The 15,634-nt window shown below is 40.1% G+C and carries 17 protein-coding genes, 1 tRNA gene and 1 other annotated feature (1 of these 19 cut by a window edge); all 18 genes read left to right on the top strand.

From position 1 onward, the window contains the following. Nucleotides 1–46, top strand: a sequence feature (ribosomal protein L21 leader region); it begins 26 nt to the left of the window's first position. Nucleotides 47–65: 19 nt separating this feature from the next. The 18 genes from rplU (at nucleotide 66) to BN1875_RS10895 (ending at nucleotide 15,607) form a co-directional block, all read left to right on the top strand. Next, nucleotides 66–374, top strand: coding sequence for a 50S ribosomal protein L21 (gene rplU / locus BN1875_RS10810; RefSeq protein WP_048604846.1), 309 nt, complete (start codon nucleotides 66–68; stop codon nucleotides 372–374). Nucleotides 375–401: 27 nt separating this feature from the next. Beyond that, nucleotides 402–746, top strand: a complete 345-nt coding sequence (locus BN1875_RS10815) for a ribosomal-processing cysteine protease Prp (RefSeq protein ID WP_048604847.1) — start codon at nucleotides 402–404, stop codon at nucleotides 744–746. Nucleotides 747–758: 12 nt separating this feature from the next. Then, nucleotides 759–1,052: a 50S ribosomal protein L27 gene (gene rpmA / locus BN1875_RS10820; protein ID WP_048604848.1), complete on the top strand. Its 294-nt coding sequence runs from the start codon at nucleotides 759–761 to the stop codon at nucleotides 1,050–1,052. A gap of 124 nt (nucleotides 1,053–1,176) precedes the next feature. Continuing rightward, a complete protein-coding gene (locus BN1875_RS10825) occupies nucleotides 1,177–2,061 on the top strand; it encodes a diacylglycerol/lipid kinase family protein (RefSeq protein ID WP_048604849.1) in 885 nt (294 codons plus the stop codon). Nucleotides 2,062–2,135: 74 nt separating this feature from the next. Then, nucleotides 2,136–2,681: a GNAT family N-acetyltransferase gene (locus BN1875_RS10830; RefSeq protein ID WP_048604850.1), complete on the top strand. Its 546-nt coding sequence runs from the start codon at nucleotides 2,136–2,138 to the stop codon at nucleotides 2,679–2,681. 149 nt (nucleotides 2,682–2,830) lie between these two features. Then, nucleotides 2,831–2,903, top strand: a tRNA-Glu gene (locus tag BN1875_RS10835). A 479-nt stretch (nucleotides 2,904–3,382) separates the two neighbouring features. Further along, nucleotides 3,383–3,988: an ECF transporter S component gene (locus tag BN1875_RS10840; RefSeq protein ID WP_147570597.1), complete on the top strand. Its 606-nt coding sequence runs from the start codon at nucleotides 3,383–3,385 to the stop codon at nucleotides 3,986–3,988. Nucleotides 3,989–4,246: 258 nt separating this feature from the next. Further along, complete coding sequence (locus BN1875_RS10845; RefSeq protein ID WP_048604852.1) at nucleotides 4,247–7,084, top strand: sigma-54-dependent transcriptional regulator; 2,838 nt, start codon at nucleotides 4,247–4,249, stop codon at nucleotides 7,082–7,084. Nucleotides 7,085–7,296: 212 nt separating this feature from the next. Beyond that, the gene (locus tag BN1875_RS10850; protein ID WP_048604853.1) at nucleotides 7,297–7,794 is read left to right on the top strand and encodes a mannose/fructose/sorbose PTS transporter subunit IIB; all 498 of its coding nucleotides are present in this window, start codon (nucleotides 7,297–7,299) and stop codon (nucleotides 7,792–7,794) included. A 92-nt stretch (nucleotides 7,795–7,886) separates the two neighbouring features. Beyond that, complete coding sequence (locus tag BN1875_RS10855; protein WP_048604854.1) at nucleotides 7,887–8,882, top strand: mannose/fructose/sorbose PTS transporter subunit IIA; 996 nt, start codon at nucleotides 7,887–7,889, stop codon at nucleotides 8,880–8,882. A gap of 40 nt (nucleotides 8,883–8,922) precedes the next feature. Further along, nucleotides 8,923–9,729, top strand: a complete 807-nt coding sequence (locus BN1875_RS10860; protein ID WP_371851510.1) for a PTS mannose/fructose/sorbose transporter subunit IIC — start codon at nucleotides 8,923–8,925, stop codon at nucleotides 9,727–9,729. 20 nt (nucleotides 9,730–9,749) lie between these two features. Beyond that, nucleotides 9,750–10,661: a PTS system mannose/fructose/sorbose family transporter subunit IID gene (locus BN1875_RS10865; protein WP_048604855.1), complete on the top strand. Its 912-nt coding sequence runs from the start codon at nucleotides 9,750–9,752 to the stop codon at nucleotides 10,659–10,661. A 160-nt stretch (nucleotides 10,662–10,821) separates the two neighbouring features. Next, complete coding sequence (locus BN1875_RS10870) at nucleotides 10,822–11,193, top strand: DUF956 family protein (RefSeq protein WP_048604856.1); 372 nt, start codon at nucleotides 10,822–10,824, stop codon at nucleotides 11,191–11,193. Between the two features lie 97 nt (nucleotides 11,194–11,290). Then, nucleotides 11,291–11,533 (top strand): GlsB/YeaQ/YmgE family stress response membrane protein, encoded by a 243-nt coding sequence (locus tag BN1875_RS10875; protein WP_048604857.1) that lies wholly within the window; start codon nucleotides 11,291–11,293, stop codon nucleotides 11,531–11,533. 135 nt (nucleotides 11,534–11,668) lie between these two features. Next, on the top strand, nucleotides 11,669–12,736 hold the full coding sequence (locus tag BN1875_RS10880) for a M24 family metallopeptidase (RefSeq protein WP_048604858.1): 1,068 nt from the start codon (nucleotides 11,669–11,671) through the stop codon (nucleotides 12,734–12,736). Between the two features lie 165 nt (nucleotides 12,737–12,901). Then, a complete protein-coding gene (locus BN1875_RS10885) occupies nucleotides 12,902–13,330 on the top strand; it encodes a CidA/LrgA family protein (protein ID WP_048604859.1) in 429 nt (142 codons plus the stop codon). Beyond that, the gene (locus BN1875_RS10890) at nucleotides 13,320–14,027 is read left to right on the top strand and encodes an LrgB family protein (protein ID WP_048604860.1); all 708 of its coding nucleotides are present in this window, start codon (nucleotides 13,320–13,322) and stop codon (nucleotides 14,025–14,027) included. The genes BN1875_RS10885 and BN1875_RS10890 overlap by 11 nt, the downstream gene beginning before the upstream one ends. Before the next feature lie 65 nt (nucleotides 14,028–14,092). After that, complete coding sequence (locus tag BN1875_RS10895; RefSeq protein ID WP_048604861.1) at nucleotides 14,093–15,607, top strand: AcpB/EbpR/MafR family transcriptional regulator; 1,515 nt, start codon at nucleotides 14,093–14,095, stop codon at nucleotides 15,605–15,607. The last annotated feature ends 27 nt before the right edge of the window (nucleotides 15,608–15,634 follow it).

The following is a 15,634-nucleotide window of genomic DNA, read 5'->3' on the forward strand; positions in this document are numbered from 1 at the left end:
TTTGTAAGTACGAGAGTCACTTGGGATGGCGAGTCTAAGTATATTATAAGGAGGTGCTGTTAAGCATGTACGCAATTATCAAAACTGGTGGAAAACAATTGAAAGTCGAAGTTGGCCAAGCAATCTACGTTGAAAAATTAGACGTTGAAGCAGGCGAAAAAGTGACTTTTGACGAAGTCGTTCTTGTTGGTGGAGAATCAACGAAGGTTGGAGCCCCAACTGTTGCCGGTGCAACTGTTGTAGGAACTGTAGAAAAACACGGCAAACAAAAGAAAGTCGTAACGTTCAAATACAAACCTAAAAAACATTCTCACCGTAAACAAGGTCATCGTCAACCTTATACAAAAGTGGTTATCGATGCAATCAACGCATAATTTTTGCGAAAAAGAAGGTTGCAACTTATGATCAAAGGGACATTCAAAAGAAATGACTCTGGTCAAATTGTTTCTTTTACATTGACTGGACATGCCGAAGCAGGACCATATGGCAGTGATATTGTCTGTGCAGGAGTTTCTGCATTAGCAATCAGCACAATCAATGGAATCAATGCTTTAGCAGGAACAGAGCCAAGTGTTGAAGCAAATGAAGACGAGGGTGGTTACCTTCGTATGTCATTGGTTTCCGGTTTGACTCAGGAACAAACCAACATTGAGCAAATCTTATTAGAAAATTTGCTGTTGGGTCTTCAATCAATTGAAAAAGAACAAAGCGAATATATCCAAATCTCTACGATTATAGAAAAATAGGAGGTGCATCTCATGTTGATGAAAATGAATTTGCAATTCTTCGCTCATAAAAAAGGTGGGGGTTCTACTTCTAACGGACGTGACTCAGAATCAAAACGTTTAGGTGCTAAACGTGCTGACGGTCAAACTGTTACTGGTGGATCAATCCTTTACCGCCAACGTGGTACAAAAATTTACCCAGGTGTAAATGTAGGTATCGGCGGTGACGATACATTGTTTGCTAAAGTTGATGGCGTTGTTCGTTTCGAACGTAAAGGCCGCGACAAAAAACAAGTATCTGTTTATCCTGTAGCGCAAGAAGCATAAGAAATCATAGTCCAACCCCTTATCAAGGGTTTGGGCTTTTTTTATACGCGAAACCCATTTATTTCCGTTTTTTCCGTCTTCCTTGCTATACTAAAGAGACTAAGGAATGCTAGGAGGAAACGCCGTGAAAAACGCCATGCTGATTGTAAATCCAAGTTCGGGTGGGGAAAAAGCAAAAGAGTTTGAAAAATTGGTTGTTGAAAAGTTATCCCAGCTTTTTACAGATGTCGTGATTTTAGCTACCGAAAAAGCTGGTGATGCCACAAATTTTGCCCGGCAGGCAGCAATTGAAAACTACGATAGTGTATTTGCAATGGGAGGAGATGGAACGGTCAATGAGGTGATTAATGGGTTGGCAGAGCAGAAATCACCGCCGAAGTTTGGTTTCTTTCCTTTAGGAACGGTGAACGATCTTGCTCGTGCTTTACACATTTCCCTCGATCCGAAGAAAGCAATCGACGAATTGAATCTTTCTCAGACGAAAAAAATTGATCTTGGGAAAATCAACGACCAGTATTTTATGAACGTTGTTGCAATCGGTTTGATTCCAGAAGCAATCAATCACGTGAGTGCAGAAGAAAAAACGAGATTTGGAAAATTGGCGTATTTTATTTCAGGGTTAAAGCAACTCTCGGGGAATCAGAGCTATCCTTTTCAGCTATGTCTTGATGATGAAAAGGAACAAATTGAAAGCAGCACGGTGATTGTCAGCCTGACAAATTCTGTTGGGGGATTTGAGCAGTTGTTTCCGGAGGCGAAAGTGGATGATGGCTTGCTGCATCTGATTTATTTGAAGGATAAAAATTGGCTGGAAACAGTCAGATCTGTTCCTGATTTGTTAAAGGGAATTGATGCGACCAATGACAATGTCGCGTATCGAACGTTTCGTGAAGGAAGAATTGCATTAGAAAATAAGTTGTCAATCAAAACAAATGTTGATGGGGATGAAGGCTGTTCTTTGCCGATTCATTTAAAGGTTTTGCCTAAACAGTTGGAAGTCTATTGTTGATAGAAGATAAAAAAGCTAGTCTTTTGTCGATTCTTTTCGTAAAATAAGAAAAAATGAAAAAAGAAGGAATCACGATGGAAAAGATTCGAGTAGCAAAACCAGCCGATGCCGCAGAGCTGCTGGCCATTTACGCTCCCTATGTAACTGAAACAGCCATAACTTTTGAATATACACTGCCAACACTTGCAGAATTTCAACAACGGATTGCAGATACGCTGATTCGTTATCCGTATTTGGTTGCAGAAGATGAAATGGGTAAAATTGTCGGTTATGCTTATGCAGGAACCTATAAATCGCGGGCGGCTTATGATTGGACAGTTGAAGTGACCGTCTATGTTTGCCAAACTATCCGTGCCAAGGGAATTGGTTCTGCCTTATACCAAGCTCTAGAAACACAATTGGAGCGGCAAGGAGTGGTACAGGCAACTGCGTGTGTGACCGGGGGTAATGAGCAGAGCATTGCTTTTCATGAAAAACGCGGGTATCAGCTGGTGGCTACTTTTCCAAAGGTTGGTTACAAGTTTGATCAATGGTACGATATTGTTTGGCTGCAGAAAACATTGAATGCACCTCAAAAACAACAAGTGTCGTTTGTTCCCTTTTCAAAATTTGAGGAATAACAGAGAATAGAAAAAATTTGTCATTTATTTTTATTGAAAACAGTATGTGTCTAAGACAGAGTATGTGAAAGCTATTTTCGAAAAGTTATGAAAAAAGTTGGCGGTTTACATTTTTTTGAAAAGTGCTAGAATAAACACGTACTCATTTTGACCTGTTAGTCAAGGGGTTTAAGACGCCGCATTCTCAGTGCGGAGGCGCCGGTTCGAATCCGGCACAGGCTATAAGTGAAAGAGAGCTGGTACATCAACGTTTGTTGGTGATTATCAGGTCTCTTTTTTTTTACGAAAAATCGGCTGTGGGGCAGAGAATGGGGCAGAGATTTTCTTTTTAAAAATTAAATTTTGCCTAAAATGAACGATAGCCCTCTCGATTAAGAGAAGGCTATCTGACGAATCAATATTTATTAGTTTAAAGTTGGTGGTGACTATTACTAAAAATTAACTATTTCTCATTTAAACGATGTACTCCCTAACCACTAGTACATCCTTGTAACCCTGTAGTTACGCCAGTTTGAATAAATTTCATAAAAATGAATTAAATTTGTCGCTTAAAAATATTTCTCGTGTTCTCTAATTATAACACATTTTAGAGATGAAACCAAAAGACCAGAATTATGCGGAATTTTCCGATAAATTGACACAAAATATTAAACGTTATGTTATTATTGAAAAATAAGAAGGATAAATGAAAAAGGGAGAAGATAATGAAAAAAAGCAAAGCGTATCGTATCGCGATTCGAGCAATACTGACAGCCTTAATCATTCTACAGACGATGATCCCCTTTTTGGGATATATTCCCCTTGGGTTAACGAATCTGACAATTATCCACATTACAGTTATTGTAGCAGCGATTGTTTTGGGAACGAAAGATGGGATGTTTGTCGGATTGATGTGGGGACTTTTCACAATGATTCGTGTTTGGACTTTTCCAACGACTCTATTTGATACGACGGTGTTTACAAATCCGATCATTGCGGTTTTACCTCGGGTGTTAGTGGGGTTGGTTGCAGGATGGAGTTTTTCCTGGCTTTACCAAAGGGGGCGGCGACTGGTTTTTTCTTCGATGGTTGCTGCCGTACTAGGCACTTTAACTAATACCCTTCTAGTTTTATTTTTCATGGGAACATTGTATACAGAATTTGCGGCAGCGATGTACCAAACGACTACCTCTCACTTGGTGATTGTTCTAGGAACAATCGCAGTAACTAATGGTGTGTCGGAAATTATTGCAGCGGTCATTCTGACCCCCGTGTTTGTCAAAGCAATCCAAGGAATACGTCACCTGCGATTTGTTGAAGAAAAATAAAAAGTTTTATCAAAATATTGTGGAAAATCAGGTCGCTGGCTGAGACCTGATTTTTTGTCTCGAAGCGAATAGTATTAGAGAATTGGGATAAATGGTATACTTAACAAGTATGATACTCTTTATTTAAGTATACATAAATAAAAGATACGTCAAAAAAGGCAAATATCTTTTGTTTTGATGAAAAAAAGCTATAATAAAAAAACGATACACTACATAATAGTCAAATTGCCTGAAAATAGTTGGAGAAAGGAGTCCCTTATGTCAAAGAGAATTGATCGCATTTATCAGTATGTTTTGCAGCAGATGGCCCGTTTTTCCGGATCGGAGGAAGGAAACTTCGGTATAACAACGCAGGAAGTGGCGGAAGTTTTGGCGATTCAGCGTACCAATGCCAGCAAAGATTTGAATGAACTCGTTAGACAAAATCGGTTGAAAAAAATCGATGGTCGTCCAGTTCGGTACGCCGCATACCCAGCTATTCAACCTCCTGCAAAAAAGCATGTCGTTAGCTACAAAGAAGAGCAGATACCGCGAGAATTGGCTCAACCACAATTTGTCAGCGCTCCAATAGCCGTCCAAGATATTTTTACACGGATTGTTGGGGCAAATAACAGCATGAAAAATGCCGTAGAGCAAGCAAAGGCGGCGATTTTATATCCGCCAAAAGGATTAAATTGTCTAATCACCGGACCTACTGGGTCTGGGAAAACCTATTTTGCTCACGTCATGTTCCAATTTGCGAAAAGCAATCATGTGATTGATGAAGAAAAAGAATTGATTGTTTTTAACTGTGCGGACTACGCCAACAACCCAGAATTATTGATGAGCCACTTATTCGGTTACGTAAAGGGTGCTTTTACGGGAGCGGAACAAGAAAAAATCGGTATTATTGATCAAGCAAACGGCGGGATGCTCTTTCTTGATGAGATTCATCGATTACCACCTGAGGGACAGGAAATGATTTTTTATTTCATGGATCATGGAACCTATAGCCGATTGGGGGAAACAGGGAAAAATCATCAGGCAGATGTTCGGATCGTAGGAGCTACGACAGAAGATCCAAATTCTTCCTTGCTGGATACTTTTGTCCGTCGGATACCGATCAATATCCAGCTGCCTTCCTTTGAACAGCGGCCTGCTTCGGAAAAAGTTGATTTGGTTAAAATTATGGTAGCGCAAGAAGCTAACCGAATTCAGCGGAAAATCTCCTTGACCGAGGACGTAATCAAAGTATTGATTGGCAGCGTCAGCTACGGAAATATCGGACAATTAAAATCAAATATCCAACTGGTTTGTGCCCGTGGGTTCTTAAATCATATGCAGCACGAAGAAATTGCGATTACAATGACTGATTTGCCGGAAGGAATTCGCTCAGGGTTATCCTCTTTAGCCAATCGGAGGGAGAATTTAGCTGAATTATCTAAAATTTTAGAGCCTAAAATTGTTATTTCGCCTAATGAAAGTTTAGTGGAAATTCGCACGGATTCCTACGAGCTACCTTACAATCTCTACGATATTATTGGGGATAAGGCAGCTTTGCTGAAGGCGGATGGGCTGGATCAGGAAGCAATCAATCATTTTATTTCAACGGATATCAATATTCATTTGAAATCTTTTTATAAAGATCATGGCTTTTCCTTTAACGCAGAAAATAAGTTGTCGGAATTTGTGGATCAAAAAATTATTGATGCAACAAACCGAATCTATGAAGATGTTCGCCGAGAGTTGGGGTATGAGTTTCAACAAAATTTCGTTTATGCCATGAGTTTGCACATTAGCTCTTTTTTTGAAAAAATCAACGATGGAGAAGAACGGCATACGAATGACAACATTCGACAAATGGTCGCCGGATTCCCAGAAGAATTTGCTATGGCGAAAAAGATCCGTCGCTTTATCGGCAAAACGTTTCAAGTCATTATTCCTGAAAGTGAAGATTATTATTTAGCAGTTCTTTTGATTTCACTGCGGGCACATCAAACAGAAGGTAAAATCGGCGTAGTGGTCGCTGCTCATGGACACAGCACCGCCAGCAGCATGGTGCAGGTTGTTCAGCAACTGTTGGAAGTCGATCAAGTTGCTGCGGTGGATATGCCACTAGATATGTCGCCGAAAGTGGCGTTAGAAAAGATCAAAAACGCAGTGGTGCAAGTAAATGATAAAAGTGGTGTCATGCTATTGGTAGATATGGGTTCATTAGCAACGTTTAATGAAGAAATTATCCGAGAAACTGGCATCGAAGTCCGTACGGTTGATATGGTAACCACGGCTGTTGTATTGGAAACCGTACGTAAAGCTTCTGTTTTAGGCACTGACCTTGAGAGCTTATATGAATCATTGGAAAAATTTCAGGGGTATGGACGAGTACTCGTTGAACGAGACAACCATCGAGCGAAACAAGCAATTCTAGCAATTTGTGCTTCTGGTGAAGGTACCGCTCAACGAATCAAAGAAATCATTCAGCGATCGCTTTCGAAAAAACAAGAGCAGGAATTGACTGTTGTACCTCTATCTGTGGTGAATTTAAAAAGTGAATTGCCGAAAATTCAGGAGACGTATCATTTGATTGCGGCAACTGGCATCGTTGATCCGAAAATTAGTGCTCCTTTTATCCCTTTGGATCGTTTTATCGATCAGGATGTCGGTGCTTTATTGGATCGGATTTTAGTGGATAAGGAACCGACGTTTATTGAAGGCGACTTCCAGTTGAACGAGGAAAAAGCAACGGAAACTGCTATTCGCTTTATGGAAGAAAGTTTCACCTACATCAATCCACAAAAATTGTTTCAACCCATTTGGAATTTTGTTGTTGAAACGGTCAAGGACGCTGGCTTTTCCCAACAAGAATACGGTTTGGAAATCAATCTTGCGCTGCATACCGCGGGAATGATTGAGCGGATTCTAGTCCGTCAGCCGTTGACTGTCGATCAAGCAACGATTGAAAAGCTACTCCAAGATTCTTTTTATCAACGGTTGCATCTGCATGTACAATCCTTGGAACGTTTTCTGCGCTTGGAGGTACCGGAAGCGGAAGAATACTTTTTGATGGAGATTATTCATACCCATCAAGAAAAACAGCTTTTATTGGAACAGGAGTAAATAAATACACTAGAATGATACACTTTAGAACAGTGTACCTTTCTAGTGTATTTTTTAAATTTCTTATAAGTTAAGGATTTATTAAATAGTGTATCGCTTAGAAAGTTGGCACACATCTTGCATATATATAAGAGGATACAGGAGGTGAAGACAAGAATAAGTGGCATGAATTTGTCATTTAGAGACAGTGTTGGTAAGTAGGAGGTATGGTGATGGGCATCGATATACGTTTGGCGCGTATTGATGATCGCTTGATTCACGGACAAGTGGCAACAGCTTGGTCGAAACAAACGAAAGTCGATCGAATTTTAGTTATCAGTGATGAAGTAGCTAAGGATCAATTACGGAGGTTTTTATTAAGTGAAGCGGCGCCGCCGGGGATCAAATCGAATGTCATTACAGTCAATAAAATGATTGAGATTTACACGAATGATTTGTTTAATGGACAAAAGGTGATGCTGTTGTTTACAAACCCACAAGATGTTGTCCGCTTAATAAAAGGCGGTATCGTTCTTTCTTCGGTAAACATTGGTGGAATGAGCTTTTCTTCTGGCAAACGCATGATTACCAATTTTGTTTCGATGAATGATCAGGACATTCAGTCATTCAAGTATCTCGCAGCACTCGCTATCGAACTAGAGATTCGCAAAGTACCTGCTGACCGCAAAGTCTACTTGATGGAACTGTTAGAAAAGGAAAAGTTGTTGTAGTTGGAAAATAGCAATTGTCGCAAACCGCATTTATTCGATGTTATTCACGCACAAGCTATTGAAACCAAAAAAGTCAAATAGGAGGTATAAAGATGGTAGGAATTATCCTAGCAAGTCATGGACAATTCGCTGAAGGCATCTTGCAATCCGGAGCAATGATTTTTGGAGAACAAGAAAACGTAAAAGCTGTTACGCTGATGCCAAGCGAAGGACCAGATGATTTGAAGGCCAAAATGGAAGAAGCAGTCGCCTCTTTCGATAATCAAGACGAAGTATTAATCTTAGTCGACCTATGGGGCGGAACACCATTTAACCAAGCAAACAATTTGTTCGAACAACACAAAGACACTTGGGCAATTGTTGCCGGCATGAATTTGCCAATGGTTATTGAAGCTTACGCATCCCGCTTCTCAATGGAATCTGCGCAAGAAATTGCCGCACATATCCTTGAAACAGCAAAAGAAGGGGTACGAATCAAACCCGAAGAACTTGAACCAAAAACAGCTGCACCTGCAGCAACAGCGGATGCTACACAGCCTAAAGGCGCGATTCCTGTGGGAACAGTCTTAGGTGATGGTAAATTAAAAATTGTTTTAGCACGGATTGACTCTCGTCTATTACATGGTCAAGTAGCCACAGCATGGACAAAATCTGTTTTACCAAGTCGTATTATCGTTGTATCTGATGCTGTAGCAAAAGATGATCTTCGCAAAAAACTGATTGAGCAAGCTGCTCCTCCAGGTGTTAAAGCGAATGTCATTCCAATTAATAAAATGATTGAAATCGCAAAAGATCCTCGTTTTGGTAACACTAAGGCATTGTTATTATTTGAAAATCCAGAAGACATGTTGCGAGCAATTGAAGGTGGCGTTGATATCAAAGAAGTAAACGTCGGCTCTATGGCTCACTCAGTCGGAAAAGTAGTTGTAAGTAAAGTATTGTCAATGGGTGACGAAGATGTTAAAGCTTTTGAAACAATGAAAGACAAAGGCATTTCATTTGATGTACGTAAAGTACCAAATGACTCTCGCGACAATATGAACGAAATTCTTAAAAAAGCAAAAGATGAATTAGCAAAAGCGAAATAAATGCATAAAAAAATTAGAAGAAAACGGAGGATTAATAATCATGGATTTGAATTTCATTCAGGTGATATTAGTCGTTATCGTGGCATTTATGGCTGGTATGGAAGGGATTTTAGATGAATTCCAATTCCACCAACCACTTGTGGCATGTACACTAATCGGGTTAGTGACCGGTAACTTAGAAGCAGGTATCATTCTTGGAGGATCACTACAAATGATCGCTCTAGGTTGGGCAAATATTGGAGCAGCCGTAGCACCAGATGCTGCATTGGCATCTGTTGCATCAGCAATTATTTTAGTTTTAGGTGGACAAGGTAAAGAAGGCGTAACATCTGCTATTGCTCTTGCAATCCCATTGGCAGTTGCTGGATTGTTCTTGACTATGATCGTTCGTACAATTGCTGTGCCAATCGTTCATATTATGGATGGTGCTGCAGAAGAAGGAAATTATCGTAAAGTAGAATTATGGCATATGATCGCTGTTGCTTTACAAGGTGTTCGTATCGCAGTTCCTGCTGCAGCTCTATTATTCATCCCAGCAGAAACCGTTCGTTCTGCATTGGAATCAATGCCAGCTTGGTTGACAGATGGTATGGCAATCGGTGGGGGTATGGTTGTTGCTGTTGGTTATGCAATGGTTATCAACATGATGGCAACCAAAGAAGTATGGCCATTCTTTGTTATCGGTTTTGTTGTAGCAGCAATCTCACAATTGACATTGATCGCATTGGGTGCATTGGCAGTCGCAATCGCTTTGATCTACCTGAACATTACTAAAATGGGCGGATCATCTAATGGCGGCGGCGGAAACACCGGCGACCCATTAGGCGACATTTTGAATGATTATTAAACTTGAAGGAGGAGAAAGAAATGGCAGAAAAAATCACATTATCTAAAAAAGATCGTTTAGCCGTTGCATGGCGTTCTACCTTCATTCAAGGATCATGGAACTATGAACGGATGCAAAATGGTGGTTGGGCATTTTCATTAATCCCAGCAATCAAAAAATTATATAAAACAAAAGAAGATCGTTCCGCAGCGTTAAAACGTCATTTGGAATTCTTTAACACGCACCCATATATCGCATCACCAATTTTAGGCGTTACTTTGGCATTGGAAGAAGAACGTGCCAATGGTGCACCTGTTGATGACGTAGCAATCCAAGGGGTTAAAGTTGGTATGATGGGACCATTGGCAGGGGTCGGCGATCCAGTTTTCTGGTTTACTGTTCGTCCAATGCTTGGTGCATTAGGTGCATCACTAGCATTATCCGGCAATATCATGGGACCAATTATTTTCTTCGTAGCTTGGAATATTATTCGTTGGGCTTTCATGTGGTACACACAAGAATTTGGTTACAAAGCCGGTTCTAAAATCACGGATGACCTTTCCGGTGGACTTTTGCAAGACGTAACAAAAGGAGCATCCATTCTAGGGATGTTCGTGCTTGGATCGCTAGTACAACGATGGGTATCCATTAAGTTTGCCCCAACGGTTTCTGAAGTACAACTTGATAAAGGCGCTTATGTTGAATGGGATAAAATTCCAGAAGGCGGCAAAGGGTTACAACAAGCATTCCAAGAAGTTGCTTCTGGAAAAGCTTTGTCTGATGTAAAAGTAACGTCTTTACAAGATAACTTGGATCAATTGATTCCAGGTTTGGCTGCTTTATTGTTAACATTGTTGTGCATGTGGTTGCTTAAGAAAAAAGTTTCTCCAATTGTTATCATCCTCGGATTATTCGTGGTTGGTGTGGTTGGACATTTAATCGGATTGTTATAATCTGATAAATTAAATGCAGAATAGGCTGGAATATTGTTCATTCGTGAACGGTGTTCCAGCTTGTTTCTTAAAGAATAGTCTTACATAATCAGGACAAGCCTAGCATATCCAGCCAGGAAAACGTATAATAAATAAAGCGACAAGAAAGGGAGTCGAATGTATGGTTCAATCACTGAATAAAAAAGTCGATTTAACAATCAATGCCACTTCTTTTATGGGAATCAATGAATACGGTCAAATTATGATTGGTGATCAAGCTTTTGAATTTTATAATTCAAGAGATACCCGTAAATACATCCAAGTTCCGTGGGAAGAGGTCGAATTTGTCATTGCTTCGGTCATGTTCAAGGGCAAATGGATTCCTCGCTATGCCATCAAAACCAAAAAAGGTGGGACCTTCACCTTTGCTTCTAAAGAACCAAAAAAAGTATTACGGGCGATCCGAGAATACGTTGACCCAGATCATATGGTTCAATCATTGGGTGTACTGGATGTTTTAAAACGAGCGATTCAATCAAAACAAAAAAAGTAAGCAGTTGACTCAGTTTTTGAGCAGCTGCTTTTTTTCAAATTTTCTAAATTGTGGTAAGCTTGAATTGAAGTAGGAAACATTTTTAGGAGGGAAACCTATGCATTTTTTGTGGACGTTAATCGTAGGTGCAGTAATCGGCACGATTGCTGGTGCAATTACCGGAGAAAAACGAGGTTGTCTTTTTGATATCATTGCCGGACTGGTAGGTTCAATGATTGGGCAATCATTATTCAGTGAATGGGGACCGCAAGTTGCCGGAATGGCGATCATTCCATCAATTCTCGGGGCAGTGATTTTTGTGGCGGTAATTTCTTTCTTTTTCGGTCATTCAAAAAAATAAAATGAATCGTTATCGATAGAATACAAGGAGTTTCTGCGGAAACTTCTTTTTTTTGTAAAAGCGGACAATTTTTTCGCTTTTCTGAAAATTTTGTTATAATGAACAGGAAGCAAAAAAGAAAGAGGGAATCATCCTATGATGTTACGCGTAGAAAAATTGCGAGAAGCAATGAAAAAAGAACAAATTGACGGCTTTTTGGTAACGAGTCCGTACAATCTTCGTTACTTGACGAATTTCACGGGGACGACAGGTTTAGCGGTTATTACGTTAAATAAAGCTTTTTTTGTCACTGATTTTCGGTATACGGAACAAGCTGCGGCACAAGCGCAAGGCTTTGAAATCGTCAAAAATGTTGGACCGATTTTTGATGAAGTAGCAAAAATCTGTGACTCAGAAGAAATCCAAGCCTTGGCATTTGAAGAAACACAAATCAGCTTTGCAGAATATTCGGTACTAGAAGAAATTATTGCCGAAACCGATTTGATTCCTGTGGCAGGCATGATTGAAAATCTGCGGGAAATCAAAGATGACGAAGAAGTGGCAATCATTCAACAAGCTTGTCATATTGCCGATCAAGGATTTGATCATATTTTAAAAATGATTCGTCCGGGAATGACTGAGATTGAAGTTGCCAATCAATTGGACTTCTTCATGCGTTCTCTTGGTGCAACCAGTGTTTCTTTCGATACTATCGTTGCTAGCGGCCTGCGTTCTGCGATGCCGCATGGCGTTGCCAGTGATAAAGTCATTGAACAAGGGGATTTGATTACATTAGATTTTGGATGCTATTATCAAGGCTACGTTTCAGATATGACACGGACCTTTGCTGTCGGTGATCCCGGAGAAAAATTAAAAGAAATCTATCAAGTCGTTTTAGAAGCTCAATTGAAAGTTATTGAAGCTGCAAAACCAGGCTTAACTGGTATTCAATTGGATGCCGTAGCTCGCGATCACATTGCTGCAGCAGGGTATGGCGAAGCCTTTGGTCACTCTACTGGACATGGCATTGGTTTGGAAATTCATGAAGGACCAAATGTCTCCTTCCGTGCGGACAAACAATTTGTCGTGGGAAATGTCATCACAGATGAACCCGGAATTTATTTGCCAGGAATTGGCGGTGTCCGAATCGAAGATGACTTATTGATTACCCCAGAGGGCAATCAAGTGCTAACTCACGCACCAAAAGAATTAATTATCCTGTAATTTTAGATTAGAAAACAGCGGCTTTCCTTTGGAGAGCTGCTGTTTTTTTCTGAAAATTTCTCTTATTATTTCAAATAATGCAGGCAGAAGAAAGGATGATATGAAATTTTCAGAAATAAAAAAAGCTTATAATAAAACCATGCTAAAAAGATAAGAGGGAAAGCAATGAAATTATTCAGTCAGTTTGCGATTGTGTTATTATTTTCTATTTTAGGTGAAGGGCTTCGTGTGGTTTTGGATCTACCGGTTCCAGGAAGTATCATTGGAATCGTGTTATTATTTTTGGCCTTTGAGTTTAAAGTGGTCGATGCAAAAAAAATTGAACCAACTTGTGAGTTTTTGTTAAATAATTTAACGATTTTATTCGTTCCCGCAGGTGTGGGCTTGATGAAATATTATGATGCCATTAAATTTACTTGGCCAATTTTATTAGGAATCGTGGCACTATGTGTGATGGCTACCTTGGTAACCGTAGGAAAAACCACTGAATTTGTTGAAAAAATGCTGGCACGGCGTCGGGGTGCGGTAGTAGAAGAAATCGTCAAGTTGGAAGAAAAATTGCAGGTCAAAGGGGGAGAAGTCAATGACCTCTGAGCTGGTGCAAAGCCCATTGTTTGGATTGGCATTGACCGTAGCAACATTTTGTTTGATGGAACGATTGTTGCGAAATGTTCGTATTCCATTTGTTAATCCGTTGATCGTAACGATTGTGTTGATTATCCTTTTTTTGAAACTTACGGGTGTCAGCTATGACGATTACAATATTGGTGCAAACTTTTTGACTATGATGATCACTCCGGCAACCGTTGCTCTGGCACTGCCCTTGTATCGTAATTTGGATAAGCTTAAGGAAAATATCCTGCCCGTTTTAGCAGCGACAGTTGTTGGAATTGTGACGAATTGTACCTTGAGTATTTTGATTGGTCATCTTTTTTCTTTGAAGGATTCGATGATTCTTTCTTTGTTGCCGAAATCAGTTACGACAGCTATTTCTTTGGATATTTCAAAACAAATGGGCGGTTTATCGGCGGTCACGTTAGCTATCGTCGTTTCCACGGGGATTTTAGGGGCGTTGATCGGCAGTCAAGTATTTAAAATTTTTAAAATAAACAGCCCTGTTGCACGAGGAATCGCTTTAGGCAGTACCTCCCATGCTATCGGTACAGGACGTGCCATTGAGTTGGGTGAGGTAGAAGGAATTTTGTCAGGACTTTGTATTTGTGTGAATGGTATTGTCACGGTATTATTGCTGCCGGTCTTCTATCGTTTTGTTGAAGCAATACTCTACTAAATTGAATTTCCCTTTTCGCCCATCTTTTGCTACAATAATGCAGAGTTTGGCGGAGGGATTTTTTTATGTATTTAACAGCAGAAGAGTTGCAGGAAGTCGATCACGAACTTTTTCGAAAAGTGTCAATCCTAGAGATACTGGCAGATGGACAATGGTTGACTGTTACTGGTTTATCCCGGATTTTATCGATAGATACCCGTAGTGTGGGGCGGTTAATCCATGAGTTGACCAAAGAATACCATCTTTTCACTGGATCGGATTTGGCTTTGTTTGCCCGTGACAAGCGTCTGGGCTATCGTCTGCTTTTTGCGGATAATGAATTGGAGCAGGAACAGTTTTTGATTTTTATGATCCGCAAAACATTATCTTTTCAATTGTTGGAGGAAATTTTAGCAGAAAAACTACATTCGTTGCAGGATTTTAGCGAGAATTTCTACATCAGTGAAACGACTGCTCATCGAAAAGTGACTGAATTGAAAAAAAATCTGGCAAGGTATGGTCTGGCTCTTCAACGGGGCAGTTACCAATTGATTGGTGATGAAAAAGCGGTACGGATGTATCTGTCGATTTATTATTGGCGACTTTTTCGCGGAAAAATCTGGCCTTTTCCACAAATTGACAGAAAAAAAGTAGCCGAAGCAGCTAAAGCCGTTATGGCATTTTTTGGCGTTGCTTTTCATGACATGAAAAAAAGACGGTTGGAATATTTGATTGCGGCAAGTTTGATGCGGGAAGCCCAGCAACACCATCTGCCCAACGATGAGGTACTGACCCATTATCTGAAAGACAATCAATTCTTTGCTGAGTTTTCTGCTAAAATTACAACACATTTGCCTTTGTATCATCGCTCCAAAAAAGCAGTGGGTTATCTTTACCTCGCTCTTTTGACACGAGAGGAGTATTATCAACAGCCGGCAATTTTAGCGGAATTGATAAAGGATCATCAACGTCGTGAAACCCGTGTCCATCTCCATCATCAGCGGTTGACGGATTTGATTCTGGCTGATTTAGGAGAAGATCCAGTTCAAGGGAAAAAATTATTGCAGCAGGCACAAGGCTATCTTTTAAGTGGCCATTTATTTGCAGAATTATTTCCGACATTGGAATTGGGAATCAATGCAACGGCGTTTTGGACGGCTTCCGTTCATAAGCATCCAGAATTGATCCAATGGGTAAAAAATAAATTTGAATTGGTAAAAAAAGAAACAAATGACCCCATTTTTTCTATGAATAAGATGCTTTTTCGTCGCTATCTGACCGTCTTAAAAGAGTTGTCGGAATTTATGCCGGATCTGCCGCAACTGCGTATTTTATTATTGACGGATCTGCCTTTATTTGAAGAAGATGTGCTGATTCGTGATCTTCGTCATTTTTTTAAGCGAAATTATCAGCTGATCTTTTTCCGACAGCCAGCAGAAGAAGACTGTGACTTGTGTTTGACTACCAGCTATCTTTTGTGGCCGTTGGAATCTGGATTGGAAACGCTGTTGATTACGCAAGAATTAAAAATAGATGATTACCTGCATTTGATGGAAGTCTTTGAAGCCCACGTGGAAAAGAGCCAGCAAAAAAATCGCTGAATTCCAACGAAATGTTCCCTTGTCCCG

Origin of the sequence: Enterococcus massiliensis, assembly GCF_001050095.1 — a bacterium.
Lineage (GTDB): Bacteria > Bacillota > Bacilli > Lactobacillales > Enterococcaceae > Enterococcus_C > Enterococcus_C songbeiensis.

What these genes read in the sequence shown, in the direction of transcription:
- BN1875_RS10880 (WP_048604858.1), top strand. Translation starts at nt 11,669, where the DNA reads ATGATGTTACGCGTAGAAAAATTGCGAGAAGCAATGAAAAAAGAACAA.
- BN1875_RS10865 (WP_048604855.1), top strand. Translation starts at nt 9,750, where the DNA reads ATGGCAGAAAAAATCACATTATCTAAAAAAGATCGTTTAGCCGTTGCA.
- BN1875_RS10855 (WP_048604854.1), top strand. Translation starts at nt 7,887, where the DNA reads ATGGTAGGAATTATCCTAGCAAGTCATGGACAATTCGCTGAAGGCATC.
- BN1875_RS10895 (WP_048604861.1), top strand. Translation starts at nt 14,093, where the DNA reads ATGTATTTAACAGCAGAAGAGTTGCAGGAAGTCGATCACGAACTTTTT.
- BN1875_RS10885 (WP_048604859.1), top strand. Translation starts at nt 12,902, where the DNA reads ATGAAATTATTCAGTCAGTTTGCGATTGTGTTATTATTTTCTATTTTA.
- BN1875_RS10845 (WP_048604852.1), top strand. Translation starts at nt 4,247, where the DNA reads ATGTCAAAGAGAATTGATCGCATTTATCAGTATGTTTTGCAGCAGATG.
- BN1875_RS10850 (WP_048604853.1), top strand. Translation starts at nt 7,297, where the DNA reads ATGGGCATCGATATACGTTTGGCGCGTATTGATGATCGCTTGATTCAC.
- BN1875_RS10860 (WP_371851510.1), top strand. Translation starts at nt 8,923, where the DNA reads ATGGATTTGAATTTCATTCAGGTGATATTAGTCGTTATCGTGGCATTT.
- BN1875_RS10870 (WP_048604856.1), top strand. Translation starts at nt 10,822, where the DNA reads ATGGTTCAATCACTGAATAAAAAAGTCGATTTAACAATCAATGCCACT.
- BN1875_RS10890 (WP_048604860.1), top strand. Translation starts at nt 13,320, where the DNA reads ATGACCTCTGAGCTGGTGCAAAGCCCATTGTTTGGATTGGCATTGACC.
- BN1875_RS10830 (WP_048604850.1), top strand. Translation starts at nt 2,136, where the DNA reads ATGGAAAAGATTCGAGTAGCAAAACCAGCCGATGCCGCAGAGCTGCTG.
- rpmA (WP_048604848.1), top strand. Translation starts at nt 759, where the DNA reads ATGTTGATGAAAATGAATTTGCAATTCTTCGCTCATAAAAAAGGTGGG.
- BN1875_RS10875 (WP_048604857.1), top strand. Translation starts at nt 11,291, where the DNA reads ATGCATTTTTTGTGGACGTTAATCGTAGGTGCAGTAATCGGCACGATT.
- rplU (WP_048604846.1), top strand. Translation starts at nt 66, where the DNA reads ATGTACGCAATTATCAAAACTGGTGGAAAACAATTGAAAGTCGAAGTT.
- BN1875_RS10815 (WP_048604847.1), top strand. Translation starts at nt 402, where the DNA reads ATGATCAAAGGGACATTCAAAAGAAATGACTCTGGTCAAATTGTTTCT.